General features: G+C 39.8%; 18 protein-coding genes and 1 pseudogene. 1 reads left to right on the top strand and 18 read right to left on the bottom strand.

The window, feature by feature from the left end; genetic code table 11:
- Window positions 1-10: 10 nt before the first annotated feature.
- The 16 genes and pseudogenes from DL92_RS0112365 to DL92_RS0112290 all read right to left on the bottom strand — a co-directional run bounded on the left by DL92_RS0112365 (window position 11) and on the right by DL92_RS0112290 (window position 14,141).
- A complete protein-coding gene (locus tag DL92_RS0112365; protein WP_051625331.1) occupies window positions 11-346 on the bottom strand; it encodes a plasmid mobilization protein in 336 nt (111 codons plus the stop codon).
- A complete protein-coding gene (locus DL92_RS19195) occupies window positions 336-1,058 on the bottom strand; it encodes a DUF4366 domain-containing protein (protein WP_051625330.1) in 723 nt (240 codons plus the stop codon). Before DL92_RS19195 ends, DL92_RS0112365 begins: the two co-directional genes overlap by 11 nt.
- Window positions 1,045-1,353: a DUF4315 family protein gene (locus DL92_RS19190; RefSeq protein ID WP_034469085.1), complete on the bottom strand. Its 309-nt coding sequence runs from the start codon at window positions 1,351-1,353 to the stop codon at window positions 1,045-1,047. The genes DL92_RS19195 and DL92_RS19190 overlap by 14 nt, the downstream gene beginning before the upstream one ends.
- Before the next feature lie 11 nt (window positions 1,354-1,364).
- Window positions 1,365-2,732: a C40 family peptidase gene (locus DL92_RS21690; protein WP_051625329.1), complete on the bottom strand. Its 1,368-nt coding sequence runs from the start codon at window positions 2,730-2,732 to the stop codon at window positions 1,365-1,367.
- Window positions 2,725-5,085: a VirB4-like conjugal transfer ATPase, CD1110 family gene (locus DL92_RS0112345; RefSeq protein WP_026667883.1), complete on the bottom strand. Its 2,361-nt coding sequence runs from the start codon at window positions 5,083-5,085 to the stop codon at window positions 2,725-2,727. The genes DL92_RS21690 and DL92_RS0112345 overlap by 8 nt, the downstream gene beginning before the upstream one ends.
- Complete coding sequence (locus DL92_RS19180) at window positions 5,012-5,434, bottom strand: PrgI family protein (RefSeq protein WP_051625328.1); 423 nt, start codon at window positions 5,432-5,434, stop codon at window positions 5,012-5,014. Before DL92_RS19180 ends, DL92_RS0112345 begins: the two co-directional genes overlap by 74 nt.
- 9 nt (window positions 5,435-5,443) lie before the next feature.
- Window positions 5,444-6,310 carry a VirB6/TrbL-like conjugal transfer protein, CD1112 family gene (locus DL92_RS0112335; protein WP_026513593.1) on the bottom strand — a complete coding sequence of 289 codons (867 nt, stop codon included), beginning with the start codon at window positions 6,308-6,310 and terminating at the stop codon, window positions 5,444-5,446.
- Window positions 6,311-6,382: 72 nt separating this feature from the next.
- Window positions 6,383-6,595, bottom strand: coding sequence for a Maff2 family mobile element protein (locus DL92_RS0112330; RefSeq protein WP_026513592.1), 213 nt, complete (start codon window positions 6,593-6,595; stop codon window positions 6,383-6,385).
- Between the two features lie 49 nt (window positions 6,596-6,644).
- A pseudogene (locus DL92_RS0112325) lies at window positions 6,645-8,243 on the bottom strand (VirD4-like conjugal transfer protein, CD1115 family); the annotation flags it as partial.
- Window positions 8,244-8,275: 32 nt separating this feature from the next.
- Window positions 8,276-8,776: a PcfB family protein gene (locus DL92_RS19175; RefSeq protein WP_051625327.1), complete on the bottom strand. Its 501-nt coding sequence runs from the start codon at window positions 8,774-8,776 to the stop codon at window positions 8,276-8,278.
- Between the two features lie 43 nt (window positions 8,777-8,819).
- A complete protein-coding gene (locus DL92_RS0112315; RefSeq protein ID WP_026513590.1) occupies window positions 8,820-9,068 on the bottom strand; it encodes a hypothetical protein in 249 nt (82 codons plus the stop codon).
- Between the two features lies 1 nt (window position 9,069).
- The gene (locus DL92_RS0112310; RefSeq protein ID WP_026667881.1) at window positions 9,070-10,131 is read right to left on the bottom strand and encodes a DUF5688 family protein; all 1,062 of its coding nucleotides are present in this window, start codon (window positions 10,129-10,131) and stop codon (window positions 9,070-9,072) included.
- A gap of 354 nt (window positions 10,132-10,485) precedes the next feature.
- Window positions 10,486-11,025: a hypothetical protein gene (locus DL92_RS0112305; protein WP_026667880.1), complete on the bottom strand. Its 540-nt coding sequence runs from the start codon at window positions 11,023-11,025 to the stop codon at window positions 10,486-10,488.
- A complete protein-coding gene (locus tag DL92_RS0112300) occupies window positions 11,022-13,430 on the bottom strand; it encodes a T7SS effector LXG polymorphic toxin (protein WP_026667879.1) in 2,409 nt (802 codons plus the stop codon). Before DL92_RS0112300 ends, DL92_RS0112305 begins: the two co-directional genes overlap by 4 nt.
- 11 nt (window positions 13,431-13,441) lie before the next feature.
- Complete coding sequence (locus DL92_RS0112295; protein WP_026667878.1) at window positions 13,442-13,828, bottom strand: DUF5082 domain-containing protein; 387 nt, start codon at window positions 13,826-13,828, stop codon at window positions 13,442-13,444.
- Complete coding sequence (locus DL92_RS0112290; RefSeq protein WP_026667877.1) at window positions 13,812-14,141, bottom strand: hypothetical protein; 330 nt, start codon at window positions 14,139-14,141, stop codon at window positions 13,812-13,814. Before DL92_RS0112290 ends, DL92_RS0112295 begins: the two co-directional genes overlap by 17 nt.
- A gap of 192 nt (window positions 14,142-14,333) precedes the next feature.
- On the opposite strand from DL92_RS0112290, the gene DL92_RS0112285 reads away from it, so the two are divergent.
- A complete protein-coding gene (locus tag DL92_RS0112285) occupies window positions 14,334-14,702 on the top strand; it encodes a hypothetical protein (protein ID WP_026667876.1) in 369 nt (122 codons plus the stop codon).
- Between the two features lie 43 nt (window positions 14,703-14,745).
- Here the strand turns inward: DL92_RS0112285 and DL92_RS0112280 are convergent, their stop codons facing one another.
- Both DL92_RS0112280 and DL92_RS0112275 read right to left on the bottom strand, forming a co-directional pair.
- A complete protein-coding gene (locus DL92_RS0112280) occupies window positions 14,746-15,129 on the bottom strand; it encodes a hypothetical protein (protein WP_026667875.1) in 384 nt (127 codons plus the stop codon).
- Window positions 15,130-15,150: 21 nt separating this feature from the next.
- On the bottom strand, window positions 15,151-16,080 hold the full coding sequence (locus DL92_RS0112275) for a DUF6017 domain-containing protein (RefSeq protein ID WP_026513580.1): 930 nt from the start codon (window positions 16,078-16,080) through the stop codon (window positions 15,151-15,153).
- Window positions 16,081-16,091: the final 11 nt, after the last annotated feature.

The following is a 16,091-nucleotide window of genomic DNA, read 5'->3' as shown; positions in this document are numbered from 1 at the left end:
CTCATTTCACTCATTGCATGTTGTTAAACTTATCGAGAATTTCTCCCAAAAGGCGGATAAGCTCCTTATGAGATTTCTGCAAGCTTTCGATATCCGCCTTGTAGATACTTCCGGTCTCGTTCGCTCGTCTTGCATATTGATTGAGATTATTACTCTCGATACTTACAAGTCTCCTTAACTCCCTAAAGTCGGACATGTCCACTTCTATCACATGCCCCGTTAGCACAAGTCTTCGTATATAGGCACTGATATTTTTTTCGCCTACACGCCCAATCTTTTCACTGATTATCTCCTGCTCTTCCGGTGTAATTCGCACCTTCAGATTGATCACACGTTTACTCATCATCCCTCACATCCTCTGCTTCAATCCTGTTAAGATAATCATTCTCATCATCCATGTAGTCCACATCGGGATCGGGTTCATCCTTGGGCTGCTGTCTCTTTTTCTTAAGAGTAAAATATGCAAATATCATTCCGATCGCAGTAATGGGAAGAACGATAAGAAGCAGAGTATAGTCTTTCTTCACAGGCTCAGGAACAGGTGTCGGCTCTGGTTCTGGAATAGGCACGGGAGTCGGTTCAGGCTCAGGCTCTTTTTCCTCTTCCTTCACAATTTCCATATACTCTTTTACTTCCTCATCATCCATCAAAGTAAGAAGGTCTCTTTCATCAACCATATTCAGGAAATGAACATTCTCGTTACCCTCATCATCTCTGTCGATTATGATGTAGAAATAATTTCCGCTCTTTGTAACGACCGTTATAAACTGCTTGCCGCCACACTCTAAGCTTCCGTAGTCATCCACAAGCTCCATATTTCCGTCAGGTGTAAGCGGCCCATATTCTTCAGATAGCTCATCCGTTTCTTTTCCCTCACAATCATGGAAATCATTTCCGCATACCTTGCACTCTTTGTTGATACAATCCTCGGTACACTTTGTTTCACAAGTACACTCCGGTGCATTCGCAAATACATTTACCGGAGTCATTCCAATAAAAAGAGCTGCAGCACCCGCCACAGCTTTCATACCAAACTTATTAAGCTTAAGATTCTTCATAACCTGTTTCCTCACTTTCATCATAGTCTTTATCCAAGTCCGCATCGTTTACATTTGCAGTACCCTCTACAGGATTTCCCGACAAAAGAGCTTCCAACCTTCCGTCAGCCGCTATCTGAAGAAGTTTAGCCAGCTCTTCGGGGCGAAGTTTTCTTTTGGCAACTTCCGATATGATCTGGTTATTCTCAGCTTCTTTTAACTTACTCTCACAAACCTTGACTCTCGCCTCAGCTTCCGCTCTTCGCATCTTGGCTCTCTCAAGCTCATCTCTTAATCTATCAATTCTCTCAAACATAATTACCTCCCTTAACCATTGATTCTTCCGTAAGTGTAAAAGTGCTTTCGCCAATAGTTTGTATTTATAGACGTATACTGAATCGGATTTCCTGCATGAAGCATCATCCCATCCCCGACGTATATTGCAACGTGACTAGCACCCTTCACATCATAAGTTCCTTTGAAAAAGATAAGGTCTCCCGGCTGTGCTTCCGATGCAGAGACTCTTGTACATCTTCCAAGAAGTCCGTTCGCAGTTGTCCTTCCGACATTCCATCCGTTGTTGCTATGATTGATTACCCAGCACACAAATCCTGAGCAATCAAACGACGTTGAAGGTTTGCTTCCTCCCCAGACATATGGATATCCAAGATACTTCTCAGCCTCTCTTATCATGTTGGAAAATCTCGTATTGGTAAGAGCTTCAGGTGGAACATCATACTCACCGTATCTTCCCGGCTCCACTATGGAATAAATGTCATCCTCAAACAGATATCTCTTATTCCCATAGGTCTCAAGAAGAACTTCGTACCTTGCCATTTGGTCTGCAGATAATCCAAGACCTCTTATGACGGTATCCAACGTTCTGTTGACCAAAGTAACCTTCAGAATCTTATATTCATACTGGATTCCCGTATCATCATCCGTTCTTGTCTCAGTAACAGAACTAAAAGAAAGATAATACTGACGCTCAAAGATCTCCGTTAATGTTGCTCTCACGATATTGCCTTTATACTGCTCATAGAGGACTGTAAGCACCGCCGCAAGCTGATACGGATTATGCCCGATATTATCAAGATAGTATTGATACTCGTCATAATCGGGATGAACATCCTCAACATTATCTATTATTTCCTGAAGCGTCTCTTCCATTTCCCTGTAGTCATCCTCAACCTCGTATATGTCATCATCGTCGGATGTATAACTTGTTGCGACTCCCACATGCGAAGTACCCGTAAGAGCGGAACCACATGAAGAGAAAAGAGCTCCGATAACAAGGATAAGAACCAGCACCACAAAAACAACAAACCATTCTTCAAAGTGTTCCGCTAAATATTCAGCAAACTTTCCCGTTAAATCTTCTGCTTTATCCACAAACTTTCTGCTGATATCCCCAAACTGATTTGCCGCCTCTTTGGAACTTCGATTCTGTACCTTTCTCTGAGTCTCTTTTTTTATCCGTGCGCGCTGCCTTGCTTTTGATTGAGGATTGGATTCCGACTTCTGAACTGCTCTGTCCTCAGCCACATGTTTACGTAGCTTCTTTGCCCTCTGCTTTTTCTTATAGTTATATTTCTCAAGCTTTTCTGCATAGACATGAGCTACAGATAATCCGGCTTCTATACTTTGGACACCGGAGTTCTTATCTTCACTATTCTTTTTTCTTTCATCATCCATTCTTCTGCTCCTTTGCTTCATTAATCTCCTGCGGCTTCGTAGTCATAATCCGATAAAGTTCAAGGTCTTTAGGGAATCTGTCAACAAATGGCAGGATGACATTTCCGTAAAACAAAAGCCCTTCACCTTCTCCCGAATGTGTTACATACGAGAGCTGATGAGGGCTTATGTTAAGCTGCTTGGCAAGAATCTGCCTGTCTCCCACCGCCTGATTGAGCATGAGAATAAAATCCGAATTTTCAAAAACGTTCTCAATCTCGCGTGAAGCAAGCAGATCCTTAATGTTCTGAGTTATACCTGTCGGGATTCCTCCCCATTTTCTGAAGCGCTTCCATATCTCTACCGTATAAGCGGCTGTCTGCTCTTCTTTTAGAAGCAAGTGCATCTCATCCGAATAGTACCTTGTAGACTTTCCGGCTTCTCTGTTGGATGATACTCTTCCCCAAACTTGATCCTGAATTATGAGCATTCCGATCTTCTTGAGCTGCTTACCAAGTTCCTTAATGTCGTAGCATACTATCCTGCTCTTTATATCCACATTTGTCCTGTGGTTAAAGACATTAAGTGAACCCGATACATAAATCTCAAGTGCCGTAGCTATATGTATAGCCTCCGCCTCTTCCTGTTTAAGAAGCTCATTGTATAAATCTTCAAGTATAGGCATATTCTCAGGCACGGGATTTTCATAATACCTTCGGTAAATCTGGTGAATACATCTGTCGATGACCGTCTTCTCTACAGGAAGAAGTCCTTCTTTTCCTCCTACGATAAGCTCACACAAGGACAGGATAAAATCCGCCTTAAGCATTACCGGATCGTCATCATCGGAATAATTGTTGTTGATGTCCATTGGATTGATGTACTGCGTCGATGTCGGACTTATCTTTATGACCTGACCTCCGAAGTGTTCAACAAGTGGACTGTACTCACGCTCGGGATCTGATATGACGATATCGTCATCCGTAACAAGAAAAGCATTAGCAATCTCTCTTTTTGCCGCAAAAGATTTACCGGAACCGGGAGTTCCAAGTATAAGTCCGTTGGGATTCTTAAGGAGCTTTCTGTCTACCATGATGAGGTTACTCGAAAGTGCATTCACACCGTAATACAGAGATTCTTTTCCCGTCTGGAACAGCTCCTGAGTAGTAAAAGGAACAAAGATAGCCGTTGAAGAAGTTGTCATTCCTCTTCTTATCTCGATAAGATTGCTTGCAAGCGGAAGCATACTCATAAGTCCCTGCTCCTGCTGAAAATCGAGTCTTATAAGATTGCAGTTATGCTTCTGAGCTATACTGTTTGCCTGAAAGAAATTGTTCTCAAGCTCCTGCTGTGTTTTCCCGGTATTCATGATCAGAAATGTCATAAGGAACATTCTCTCATTTTGGGACTGCAATTCCTTCAAGAGTTCTTTTGCATCTTTTCCGTATGTCGCAAGATCCGAAGGAATTATATCCATGTCATATCCGGAGCGGACTGCTCGTTTCTGCTCATCTATCTTGGATCTGTCAAGTTCAGTGATGGTGTGTTTTATGGTCTTTATCGCTTCATTTTGATTGACCGACTGCAGATGGATAGTAACTATCTGACTTGATTCCATGGAAAGAAAATCAGCAAGCATCCTGTCGCTTATATCAGATGCCGTTATATGCAAAAAACTCATGCAACCGTAAGTACTTCCCATCTTAAAGACCCTTCCGTTCTTGAAGTAGAAGCTACTCGGTGCAATAGCATCCTTAACGGAGGATCCCGCTTTAGAAAAATCGTTCCAGTCAAAAAAGAACTTGGAATCATCCCCTATATGAAACTGAGCATGCATAAGCTCTAGTCTCTCCATTCCGTTTAGAGTTGCGGCTACCGCTCCAATTCTCTTGAAGTTGTTGAGAAGATCATTCTCAATATGTGCAAGCCTTGGCTTAGCCTCTTTCATACCGTTTGCATGTATTCCGAAAGTAAGGAACTTCGTCTTGGTAAGTCCGTTGTTCCCTGCCTGCATCTGATGAAACAGCATATAACTATACTCGTCACGAACTCTGTCGTAACCGTCGCCTCTATGCTTTATAGCTATCTTTTTCTCAAACTTCTCTACATCTGTCGTGAGGTTTAAAAAAGATAGCTGGAAGTGCACCGAACTATCGAAGAAGTTAAGGAAACTGCACCATTCCTCAAATATCTCCGTCTGGTCTTCCTGTTGAGCAAGTTGGTAATTGATATCCTGAAACTGTATTGTCTTAGTGTAAAAATTCTTCCCTACGCGGCATATACCATCGGGAAACATTCTGTCAAAGGGAATGCTTTCCTGTGCGGTCTGAGGAACATCTCTTTTTTTCTTTCCCTTTTGAAATGGTTTTATCATCTGTCTTCCTTTCCTGCTCTGCTATTGTTTCAAGCAGTGCATAATAATTTTGTGTTCTATACGGGCGTACTTTAGGTCTTTTGAACGTAGCATCAATGAAATGCTCTATGTACACCTCAAGTGGCTGCTCATTCTTTTCATACATGGCAAGAAAAAACAGCGGCATCATGGTGATCATCATCCCAAGAGTTGCCACTGTCACATTTCCAAACCGTTTTATGAGAAAGAAGGTGGGAACACCTATCATTGCTCCCAGCGAAAAGCATATGAGCTGTCTTTTTGTCAGATTAAAAAATACCTTGGATTTCACTTTGGAAAAATCACGAGGTACACTGATATAATTTGCCATAAATCCTCCTTATGTTGCATGAAGAATCGATTTTGCTATCGAACCCGACTTGAGTAGCGTAAATCCAAGAAGTACCGTGAAACCAAATACTTTCCACATTGATGCCATGATGTCTGAGCTAAATGCGACAGACTGTATCATCACGGCATATATGCCAACGCAGACCATGATAAGAAATCCCTGAAGCCCAAGAGCCCACAGAGCCTTAAAATAGTTCTGTCCCATCTGCGATTGTTCCTGATTTCCAAACGTTGCAAACGGGATTGGAGCCATTGAAACGTACAGATAAATCTCAATCATCCTTCCATTCACCACGATGAAGATAAACACCGCTGCCAGCTTTATGAGGAACTGCAAAACAAATGTCTGCAGGAAGATGCTGAACAGTTCTCCCGTATCCATCGCTTCAAGAACAGGCTGCATTGATGCAAGAGTGGATGCATCTACCGCCGTGCTTGCGGCTATGATTCCTCCACTTCTTTCTATAACCCACTTGGCTACATCAAACACCGCCATTGTTATCGTAAAAGTATTTGTTATAAGTGTTACCGCCACAAAAGTCTTAAATACCCATTTAAAAAATATAAAGGTCTCGAAATTGGCAAGGTTGTTGTGACTTATCACGAGCTGGATAAGCTCATAACATGCGATGATAGTCAGGATGATTCCCGCTATCGGCATTATCAGATTCTCTGACAAGGTTCTTATCAGGTTATATACCGATGGCAAGAACTCTGCAGGTGTCTGCCCAACAACATTTGATATCTCTCCAACCTCTGTATTCAATGATGAAAAGGTATTCGTAAGATGTTCCATTATTCCTTCGATGAGCATGTTTCTAAACCATTCTTCAATCTGTTCTAATACTGATTCCATGCATGCCCTCCATTACTTTTAAATACGACCGGAGATTTCTCTCCGGCCGCTGTCTGATCACTCCTACCAATCTTAAAAAAGACCTGCAAGAAGAGGTACAAGAGTCGTTCCGATAAGTGCAATTCCGCCTCCTGCCATTAGCTGCTTCATTCCCTGGCTCTTAGCAGCGGGATTGTCTCCGCCATAACCTTCCATAAGGTTTATGCCGCCCCAGATGCCAAGACCTGCTCCAAGTGCGATCACGAGTGACTGAAGTACTGTTACTGAACTCTGAAAAAATGCCATAATTAAATCCTCTCTTTCTTTTAAACAAAATGAGCGTCTCGAAAGATATTTATTCCTCTTCCGGTACGCTCTCCAATTCATCTGCGTCGATGACTTCATATTCGTCATCGGGTCTAAGTATTAAGTTGTCTCCGCGCTTTACGAACTGCTCAACATCAAAGTAGTTCTTTGCGCTGTAGTCTGCAGTCAGGTGATACTTGGGATGTTTGGTAAGGTCATACTTATTTGATATGAATGGTCTTACACCTCTCACCTGAACTATACACTTGCCGCCATCAAGGACAGCAAGCTCATCCATGCTCATAAGGTCATGCCCTACCTTCTGATAATTTGTAGATATCGAAGGCTGCATCCCTTTGGTATCTTGGATGTTGTAATAGTCGATTGTCTCTTTTCCAAGGACTGCACTTAAGTCTTTTAATGTCTCAGTCTCACTTCCTCCAAGGAATATCTGCGCATCCATGTTGCCAATGATCGTTTCACACTGCTCTTTGTACAATGCCTTTAGCTGTGACTTCGCCTGAAGGACTAAGCAAGCTGATATCTCTCTGCTTCGTATCGTAGCTACGATACGTTCAAGATTCGGAATTGTTCCGCAGTTGGCACACTCATCAATAAGGCACCTTACATGAACAGGCAATCTCCCGCCATACTCATCATCTGCTTTTTCACAGAGCAGATTAAAGAGCTGCGTGTATATCATGCTTATAAGGAATGAGAATGTACTTTCCGTATCAGACATGATGAGGAAAAGAGCTGTCTTTTCATCTCCGAGAGTATCGAGCTCAAGGTCGTCATAAGCCGTTATCTCACGAAGTTCCGCGATATCAAACGGAGAAAGCCTTGCGCCGCAAGATACAAGGATTGATTTCGCTGTCTTTCCGGCAGCCAACTTGTATTTCTTGTATTGTCTTACAGCAAAGTGATCGGGCTTCTCTTTTTCCAGATCTTCGAAGATAAGGTCTATCGCGTTCTTAAAATCCTCATCATCCTCTCTGACTTCCATAGCATTGATCATCTCAAGCAGCATCTTAAAATTCTGCTCTTCTTTTGGTGCTTCATAATGAATGTAACCGATAAGCGCCGTATAGAGCATTGTCTCTGCTTTATCCCAGAACGGATCTGAGCTCTTTCCTTCACCCTTCGTGTTCATCATTAGCACGTTAACCATCTTAAGGATGTCTTTCTCTGAACGGATGTATTGAAAGGGGTTATAATGTTGACTCTTGGCAAAATTTATAGTGTTGAACACCTTTATCCTGTAGCCGTTCTTATATAGCGCCATACCCGTCTCAGGAAGAAGCAGTCCTTTTGGATCCGTTACCACGTAGGATGAATGCATCTGAAGGAGATTTGGCTTTATGAAAAAGCGCGTCTTACCTGAACCGGAACCGCCTATCACGAGGACATTTTTATTCCTCGCATACTTGGGATTTGACGGTCTTGAATTCATGGTAAGCATCTCACTTTCTGAGAGAATAACGTTCTTTTCAAACACAGGGTCAATGTACGGCTCTATGTCTTTCTTTGTGCCCCACCGGGCTGAACCGAATTCCACCCTGTGCCTGTATTTCTTTTTATTCTCCCTTTTATCCCAAATGAAAAGAATGAGCATCAGAATCGCAAATCCAATAATCCCGACAAGAACTCTTGGACTCTTGAGCAAAGTTTCATACGTTATCATCTGCTCTTCTCCTTTGCCTTGCTTCTTGTTTTCTTTGGTCTTTCCGCAAGCTTTTGTTTAAGCTGCTTTATCCTCTCGTGAAGCGAAGGTTTCTTCTCTTTCATGAGCTTCTTTTCTGTATAATAACGGATAACATCAGCAATCGCGTCCTGATCTCTTGCCTTAAAGAAAACGGAGTAGACAGGCGGTTCAGAGCCTTTATGCTTGACCACCGCAAAATCTACTCCGTATCTTTTGGCAACCTTCTGAAAGTCCCGCAACTCCGTCTTGGCAATATCTACGCTTGTTGCGCCCTCATCTTTACGAATAAGGTGTTTGATCTTCATCTTGCCATGTCTTACCTTGGGATTTTTGCTTATAAGTTTCTTTGCACCCTCCCTCAGATTTTTTTCAACCTCCAAAAGCTTCATCACATTCTTTTCCGTAAGCTCATATGACTCTCTTGTAAATCGATAGCAAAATCTGATCGCATCCTGTGTAAGCTGCTCATTTTCCACGTATTCATCACCTCCCTTCGCTTTTTACAAAGGAAAGCCAAAGTCACTCCAAGCTGATATTTGGATTCTCCTCCTTCCACTCCTGTATTCCTTTCTGCCCCAGAAGATTCTTGTAACAAGGAAAACATATCCTGTGGTCTCTGCCATATGGGCAGCCACGGCACGGATAATCGCTCCTTATGTAGGCTTCCAGCGCCTTTTGTCGGTACACACAATTTCTTTTTATGCCGTTACAAACAGCCTTATGCTCGCATCCTCGGCAGTTCTTTGGCTTATCCTTTGAAAAAATCATATTATTTCACTTTTCCTTCCTTTGCTTTGGGCTCTTTTCCGGGAGCTTCCTTCTTGGGAGCCTTGGCAATTTCTTCTTTCTTTGCTTTTATCTCAGCAGAAAGAGATTTCTTAACTTCCTTGGTACTCTGGCGTTCCACAAACTTCTCTCCAAGCTCAAAGATTTTGTCCTTGGCATCATAGTGATAAACGCTGTCCGTGAGCTTATCTGCAGGATCTACCGTTGTTGTATTCACTTCTTTGACCATATTCTTCAATTCCTGAAGATCGAACTTTCCATTGTCAGGAATGATCAGAAGCTCATGGATACTGCTCGGAAGAATAAAGAACGAGCTGTTTCCAACACGCTCAGAAGCCTTCTCCATAAAGTCCTGATAAGCAATAACTCCGGCGCCGTTCACATATCCCTCGACAGAAGCAACATACGTCTGCTCCTCTTTAGGAAGATTACCAAGTCCGAGCACATCTACATCTTCAATTCCCATCTGCTTAGCAAGAACATTAGCCATGCTCTCGATAACGATTGGCTTAAACTCCTGAGCATTACTAAGCGCATCCACATGAAGCTGCTCTGCCGTGATTCCGTACTGCTCAATCATCCTGTTTGTCACAAGCACGGAAGTTCTTCCCTCATCGGTCTGTGTAAGCTCAAAGCGATAAACAACCGACATATCCTCGATATCCTTATGCGGAACTTTCTGCAAAAGATCTGCGTTTCTCTCAGAAGAGACAACTTCCATGGTCAGCTTTTCCTTCATCTTGCCGTAATCATTAAAAGAATCGATATCAAAGTCAGGCCCGCTATGAAGTGATCTGTTTGCAAACTCCGCCGCAGTAGAAGCTATGCAGTCAATGCTTTTTCCCTGTTCATACTCCTTGAAAAGCTCGTTAACATTGAGGTTCACACCAATATTGCTGCCATCCGGCTTTACTGTTATCGCTTCGTAAGACTCATTCATCTTCTCCACTGTTCTCACATCCACAGATGTTTCCATTCCATACTTAGAATCAAGAGTCTCCTTGATTTTTTTTGCCATTTCCTCCTTAAATTGTTCAAAGTCCATATGTTTTCCCTTTCCTATTTCTTCTGAGCCGTTCTTGTTGCATGAAAAAAGCGCCAACCCATGACTTATTAGTCACGAGCTGACGCTCATTCTTTTATTATCTTCTGCGCAAAAGAAAACAAGGAAGCACTTGGCTCTTACCTGCTCCCTTGTCCACTATAATAATAACATGCCTATTTTAAGGTATCAACGGACAATAGCGGGACAAAACCGGGACAATTTGGGGACAAATAGGGACAAAACCGGGACATTGACAAAGACTGCTACGATATTGTAACAGCCTTCGTTTAAAACTATCCTTAAAAATCATAAAATATTAACTCTATACGATAAAAACAAAATCTTATTGCAAAATTATTTTTTTTGTCCAGGGGGAATGAACTCTGAACTGTTTTGATACTCTCCTAAAGCATCAACAAGCTCTTCGTAGCTCATTTCAGTCAAACTTTTATTTGAATTTATTTTCAAATAATCAATAAAATATCCTCTAAAATTATCTGCCATCTCATGTCCTATATGAATCTCCCATCCAATATAATCCTTAATATTTTCAGGCTGAGAATATACTCTTAGATTCCCATTAACATCATATTCTTCACTGAGATAGTCTAGTACCTCGTCAACCGTTAATTGATATTTTGTCCGAGTGTAATTGTATACATATAATTCAATGTAAAAATTCTTAAGGTCTATTTCATCTGCCCCATGATAATAATCCATTTTGCTAAGATCCAAGCAAGCCTTAAGCGCCGTGTTCTGTCTACGATATAACAAAGCAAGCTCACTTTTTTCTTCTTCAATTTTCATATTTTCTTTATCTCTTATAACAAAGAATATTCCAATCCCTGTTAAACAAATGCATAATAATATAACTGATAAATATATTTTTTTCAAAATAATCCCTTCTCTTTAAGTGCTGACTCGAGTTCTTCAGCACTCATAGCATCATACTCTTCCTTGCCATATTCTTCACCAAGCTCAATTTTTAAATTATCCGTTTCTTTTATTCCATAACGAGTATACCACTTATTATATTTTTCAAAGACGTTACTATTATCTGCATACTCTTGTTTCATCTGCTCAATTGTATAATTAGTTCCATGTTTTCCATTGTATGCAGCGACATTAATAACAAGCTGCTTATCATCATATTTTGGCTCATATACATATATAGATTCATTGTATGGACCTGAAATATATACAGTAGTCCCTTCTATCATCATGCTCTGAGCAACTGATGCTTGATTCATAGCTTCGTTAATACCTTGTAATTTTTCATTTGTTTCAAAGTTTTCTTTTAATGCCAGCATTTCATCTCCTATGGCATACTCAAAATAGCAAGCTGTGCTTACCTTTCCTGTAAGATATCCTATAGTCTGATTAAATACAAAGTCTTTACTTTCCGCTGATACACTTGTCGACATACTGTTAGACGTAACGCAAACATCTTCATAAATATTGCCAAGTATTTCAGAATATCCACTATAAGGATGCACAGTTATTTTCTCATTACCTTCAGGTATCATAAAAATTGGTGACGGAATTCCTTGGATATTTGCAGTATAATCCCTATCTCCATATATATCTAATTGATAATCTTCATCATATTCTGGTTGATCAAATTCACTTCTTTCAGAACTGATAGTAACAGAATATGTAATATCAACACGTGAAGCTTGCAAACGATTGCTAATATTCTTTATAAGAACAGCTCTTGTATATTTATTTTCAAATTCTTTCCCTTCATATCCTAATATTTCTGATTGTGCTTCTGGTCCCATAATCCTTAATCCCTGCATAGAGAGCATATATTTATCAGATAAAATACCTAATTTATCTGAAACAACGTTTGCTAAACGAGCAGGATCTTTAGAATACAAGGCAGAATTAATTAGTATTTGAACATCAGTATCACTCATGTTATTTATCTCAAAAGCCAATACATCATATTCAATCGACCGTTCATGATAATTATCGTGGAAATCATCCCCAGCTTTATACCACGCTGTAATAGCCCCCCAGTCATAATCTTTTCCGTTCATAAAGTAATTCTTTGCTGATTCTTCTGTTGCAGCATAAGCAACTGGTTTATGTTTTATTTCATTTAATGGAAGCAAATCATTATTGGATGTTATTTCTAAGCGTACACCTGCACCATCTTTTCTGGCTTCAAACTTTGTATTTTCAAATCTTCCACCTACACCTAATTCAGTTATTGCGTTAGGAATAGCAACACCTTTCCTCTTATTTCTATTTATCTGTTCATTAACAGAAGATAATAACTGATACGCAAGACCGTCTTTTTCTAGATATTTCAGTGTTTCCTCAATCTTTTTCTGGTCATATGCTACATACTTCTTGCCATCAGCAACCTCCATATATAAAAAGCCCTGAATGGTAGCATTGATATTAACTATTGCTGCTTCATCATTGGAATTATCATCATCGCAAAGGAACTTCATCTGTGAATCAAGATACTCAGCCGCTTCTTTGTCAGAAGCAAAGAATTTAACATTCATCTTCACGCCATTTGAAGCTGCAGCCCAAAGAGACGCCAGTCCGTTATCAAGATATGAAGCATTTGCCCCAAACGCAACAAGTCCGACAGAGTTTTTTGAAATGCTCGGATTATACACCTTCATTGCATCAAGGGCACCTGCTGTATTTCTAATATTATCCTGAAGAAGCTCCGATTTATCTATTATTCCAGCCTGGTTCATTATTGCCTTTGCTTGTTCATCGAACATTTCAAGTTTTCTGATGCATTTATCAACATGTCCGCCATTACCACTAAACTCATCATAAATTTCGCGTACCGGATTTGCATCGAAATATTCAAAATTTGTAAGATCACTGAAGTCAGCCATAACTTCTCTTACCATACCTTCAATTTCATGCCCCAGCATATCCATTTCTTCGTAACGACCTTGATGATCTTTCTTTATCTGTCTAAGCGCTTCTCTACTTATACGCGCTTTAGGAGAAGGATCAACCATTTCTTCAAATGCTTCCTTTGTATCAATGCACGCTTTAAATAGGTCTTTTTGCACATTGTGATTTTGCACATGGAGCTTATCCATCTGACCGTTTGCAATAAACTCTTTTGAAGCATCTGCAGCCCTGCCACCATAGGTCTCGTTGTGATAGTATTTACCATATCCTGATACGAGATTTCTTGCCTTCGCAGTATATCCGTCAATATCCTGTGCAAGACTATCCATAAATGCAGAGAATTTTTCTGCATCAAATTTAATATCTTCAAGCCCCCTTAAATCTATCTCATCATCATAAAATAACATAATCTTTCCTCTTAGTATTCATCGTTATCATCAAGAGAATCCAGCTCAGCTTCAAGATCTCCTATTCGATCCCTGTATTCCTCAATCATTTCACATAGTCTTTCTATAGCTCTTTTTATGGAATTCATAAACTGTGTAACATTACACAAGAATGTGTCTGTTCTATTATTTATCTCAAGCTGATATTCCTCTGAATTTTGTTCAAGCTTTCCTAGGAATTCTTCACTAAAAGTCATGTCATAAGTACGCTCAGGCTCATATACATCGCTCTCTACATACATGCGCTTTGTTGACATGGAGTCATATATATCTTCAAGCCTGCTCATTCGTCTTTCACAGTTATCTATTTTTCGCTCGTAACTATGTATTTCATGTTCTATATCACTTCTTCGACTCATTTAAAAGACCTCCGGCATTTTTAGTTTCAACCGTGAGGCTCTCACTGGCAGCTTTATCTACTTCAATCATACTATCCCTAAGAGTATAGAGTGCTCGTGGAAGCGATATGGACGCTTCCTGTCTATATAAATCTGCTGATATATGAACACTCTTTAATGCTCCGATTATCTGTCTTCCTGCAGTAAAACCTTCCAAGCAGCTTGTATTTTTCAGTGCCCTATCTGAAAGTACCAAGTTATCTGCAGCACTTTGAATATCCCCCACTATCCCCGTGAACACGTTTGTGTCCATGAAAACTTTTCTTTCTACCATCTCTCTCCTTTTTCCTTATACAGAATAAAGCTTTAATATTTTATTAACAAGTTTATCACTCAATTACAACTTTATCAATGCAAAAAGCGCATAATCCCGCTCTTGATATGGCACAAAAAAATATGATATTGTGTTAATATATTTTTTACGCCAGTGCATTACTTTTAGTTTATAAATAATGAGGAACCAAAATTGAACCGAAGTGATATACGCTCAGAAATAAAAAAACTCGATGAGCAGATAAAAGAATATGAAGCTAAGATTTTTAAACTCGAAGAAGCATATAAAGAAGTAAAGATACATTACAACAATATTATAAAAAATGTCTATGAACCCCAAAAGGCTTACGATATGTCTCCTCTTTCTGTCTACGGAAAAGAAATCCAGGACGGAGCAGAGAAATATAAAGAAAGAATCGTCACTGAATTAGAAAAAAGTCTCAGTGATACTTCTAAATTCTTGTCTCAAATTGTTGCTATCAAAGAAAAGATACTGAAAGAAAAAAAGGAATGCGACGATAGGAAAAAAGCACTTGAAACAGAACTTGACGTAATCTCATAACGCGTCCGGAATTCATAAAAGCGCACTGTTAGAAAATGCGCTTTTACAATTCTCTCTCATATCCGTACCAATACTGCAGATTCCATATTGCAGCTATGATAGTGCCAACAACAACTACTGTAAGCTGCGCATGCCTTGAATCGTAACTCTTCCATATAGAGCAAAGAAACGCTATAGCTACGCAACTTATCACTGAAGCAAGTATTTTGGCAATCGTAAACATATGCTGTATTATCAATGCCAAAAGCACTGCTATCCCGAAGATAATCAAATTTGTCTTTTTATCAAATCCCTGTTCTCTTACAAGAAATACCGGGATAGCTCCGATAACCAAAGAATTTGTCAAATCAACTCGCTTTATCAGGGCAACCACGATTCTAATTGTAAATTCGGTTACCAACAAAAGAATATATAAAAAAACTGTCATTTGATTTCCTCCTTTTTCAATTTACTCCGCCTTTCTTACACGATCATACATATACTCTGCCTGATAGTAACTTCCCATAGTTGTTGGCGCATTAAATAGCGCAGATAACAGATAGTTCTTTATATTCCTAACCTTAGTCGTATTATCCTTCATACATCCCATGACATACTCAAGATGCATATGGTTGAGCTTTAGAAACTTGGACTTAACCAGGTTGGTCGGATACTCATTCTTTGAAATCCAGATTGTAGGCTTTCTGCAAAGAACTGTCTCAAGTACAAGGTCATAAATCCCCTCAATAATATCTACATCTTGTGGATAGCGTTCACTCATACTATCAATATCTAGATTTTCTCTTACAATTTCAGCATACGCACTGTACTCATCATTCATATCCTGATTCATCGAATAGATATGATTTGTATGTATAACTAAATTATTATTATTTATATTATTATAATTAGCATTGGTTTTTCCCATGTCTAGACCTTGTTTTTTCCCATCTCCAGACATTGTTTTTTCCAAGTTCTTGACCTTGATTTTTCCCATGTCTGAACATTTCTCTTCAGAACTTGTTTTTTCCAATATCTGCTCTTGAACAAAGTCCTTAAGATAAATCAATGACGGTTTACCTTGTCCTTGCTTTCTACGTTCCAATAGACCTATCGCCTCCAACTCCCTAAACAAATTGATAGCTTTGTTTTCCTTACAATTAAGCATTTCCATTGCTTCAAGCTGAGAATATATGATATAGGCTCTATTTTCGGCATCTAACCACTTATTCTTCTGTGAAAGTGACATTCTATCAAGCATTAAGCCATATAGAATCTTGGCATCAGAGCTTAGCTTCTTAAAATGCGCATTGGTAAAAAGAAGCTTTGGAACTCTGTAAAAAGCATGCATCTCAGATTCTTGACCATAGAAATAATCAAATATTATCTTTTCGCCCATGCTTCCATATC

The sequence above is a fragment of the Butyrivibrio sp. AE2005 genome (assembly GCF_000686965.1).
Classification (GTDB): domain Bacteria; phylum Bacillota; class Clostridia; order Lachnospirales; family Lachnospiraceae; genus Butyrivibrio; species Butyrivibrio hungatei_A.
This window is presented reverse-complemented; position numbering and strand designations above follow the sequence as displayed.

Excerpts from the sequence above, each read along its gene's own strand:
- DL92_RS19180 (WP_051625328.1), bottom strand. The coding sequence starts at position 5,434 with ATGGCAAATTATATCAGTGTACCTCGTGATTTTTCCAAAGTGAAATCC.
- DL92_RS0112300 (WP_026667879.1), bottom strand. The coding sequence starts at position 13,430 with ATGTTATTTTATGATGATGAGATAGATTTAAGGGGGCTTGAAGATATT.
- DL92_RS19195 (WP_051625330.1), bottom strand. The coding sequence starts at position 1,058 with ATGAAGAATCTTAAGCTTAATAAGTTTGGTATGAAAGCTGTGGCGGGT.
- DL92_RS0112290 (WP_026667877.1), bottom strand. The coding sequence starts at position 14,141 with ATGGTAGAAAGAAAAGTTTTCATGGACACAAACGTGTTCACGGGGATA.
- DL92_RS0112310 (WP_026667881.1), bottom strand. The coding sequence starts at position 10,131 with ATGGACTTTGAACAATTTAAGGAGGAAATGGCAAAAAAAATCAAGGAG.
- DL92_RS0112365 (WP_051625331.1), bottom strand. The coding sequence starts at position 346 with ATGATGAGTAAACGTGTGATCAATCTGAAGGTGCGAATTACACCGGAA.
- DL92_RS0112280 (WP_026667875.1), bottom strand. The coding sequence starts at position 15,129 with ATGACAGTTTTTTTATATATTCTTTTGTTGGTAACCGAATTTACAATT.
- DL92_RS0112335 (WP_026513593.1), bottom strand. The coding sequence starts at position 6,310 with ATGGAATCAGTATTAGAACAGATTGAAGAATGGTTTAGAAACATGCTC.
- DL92_RS21690 (WP_051625329.1), bottom strand. The coding sequence starts at position 2,732 with ATGGATGATGAAAGAAAAAAGAATAGTGAAGATAAGAACTCCGGTGTC.
- DL92_RS0112345 (WP_026667883.1), bottom strand. The coding sequence starts at position 5,085 with ATGATAAAACCATTTCAAAAGGGAAAGAAAAAAAGAGATGTTCCTCAG.
- DL92_RS19190 (WP_034469085.1), bottom strand. The coding sequence starts at position 1,353 with ATGTTTGAGAGAATTGATAGATTAAGAGATGAGCTTGAGAGAGCCAAG.
- DL92_RS0112315 (WP_026513590.1), bottom strand. The coding sequence starts at position 9,068 with ATGATTTTTTCAAAGGATAAGCCAAAGAACTGCCGAGGATGCGAGCAT.
- DL92_RS0112275 (WP_026513580.1), bottom strand. The coding sequence starts at position 16,080 with ATGGGCGAAAAGATAATATTTGATTATTTCTATGGTCAAGAATCTGAG.
- DL92_RS0112295 (WP_026667878.1), bottom strand. The coding sequence starts at position 13,828 with ATGAGTCGAAGAAGTGATATAGAACATGAAATACATAGTTACGAGCGA.
- DL92_RS0112330 (WP_026513592.1), bottom strand. The coding sequence starts at position 6,595 with ATGGCATTTTTTCAGAGTTCAGTAACAGTACTTCAGTCACTCGTGATC.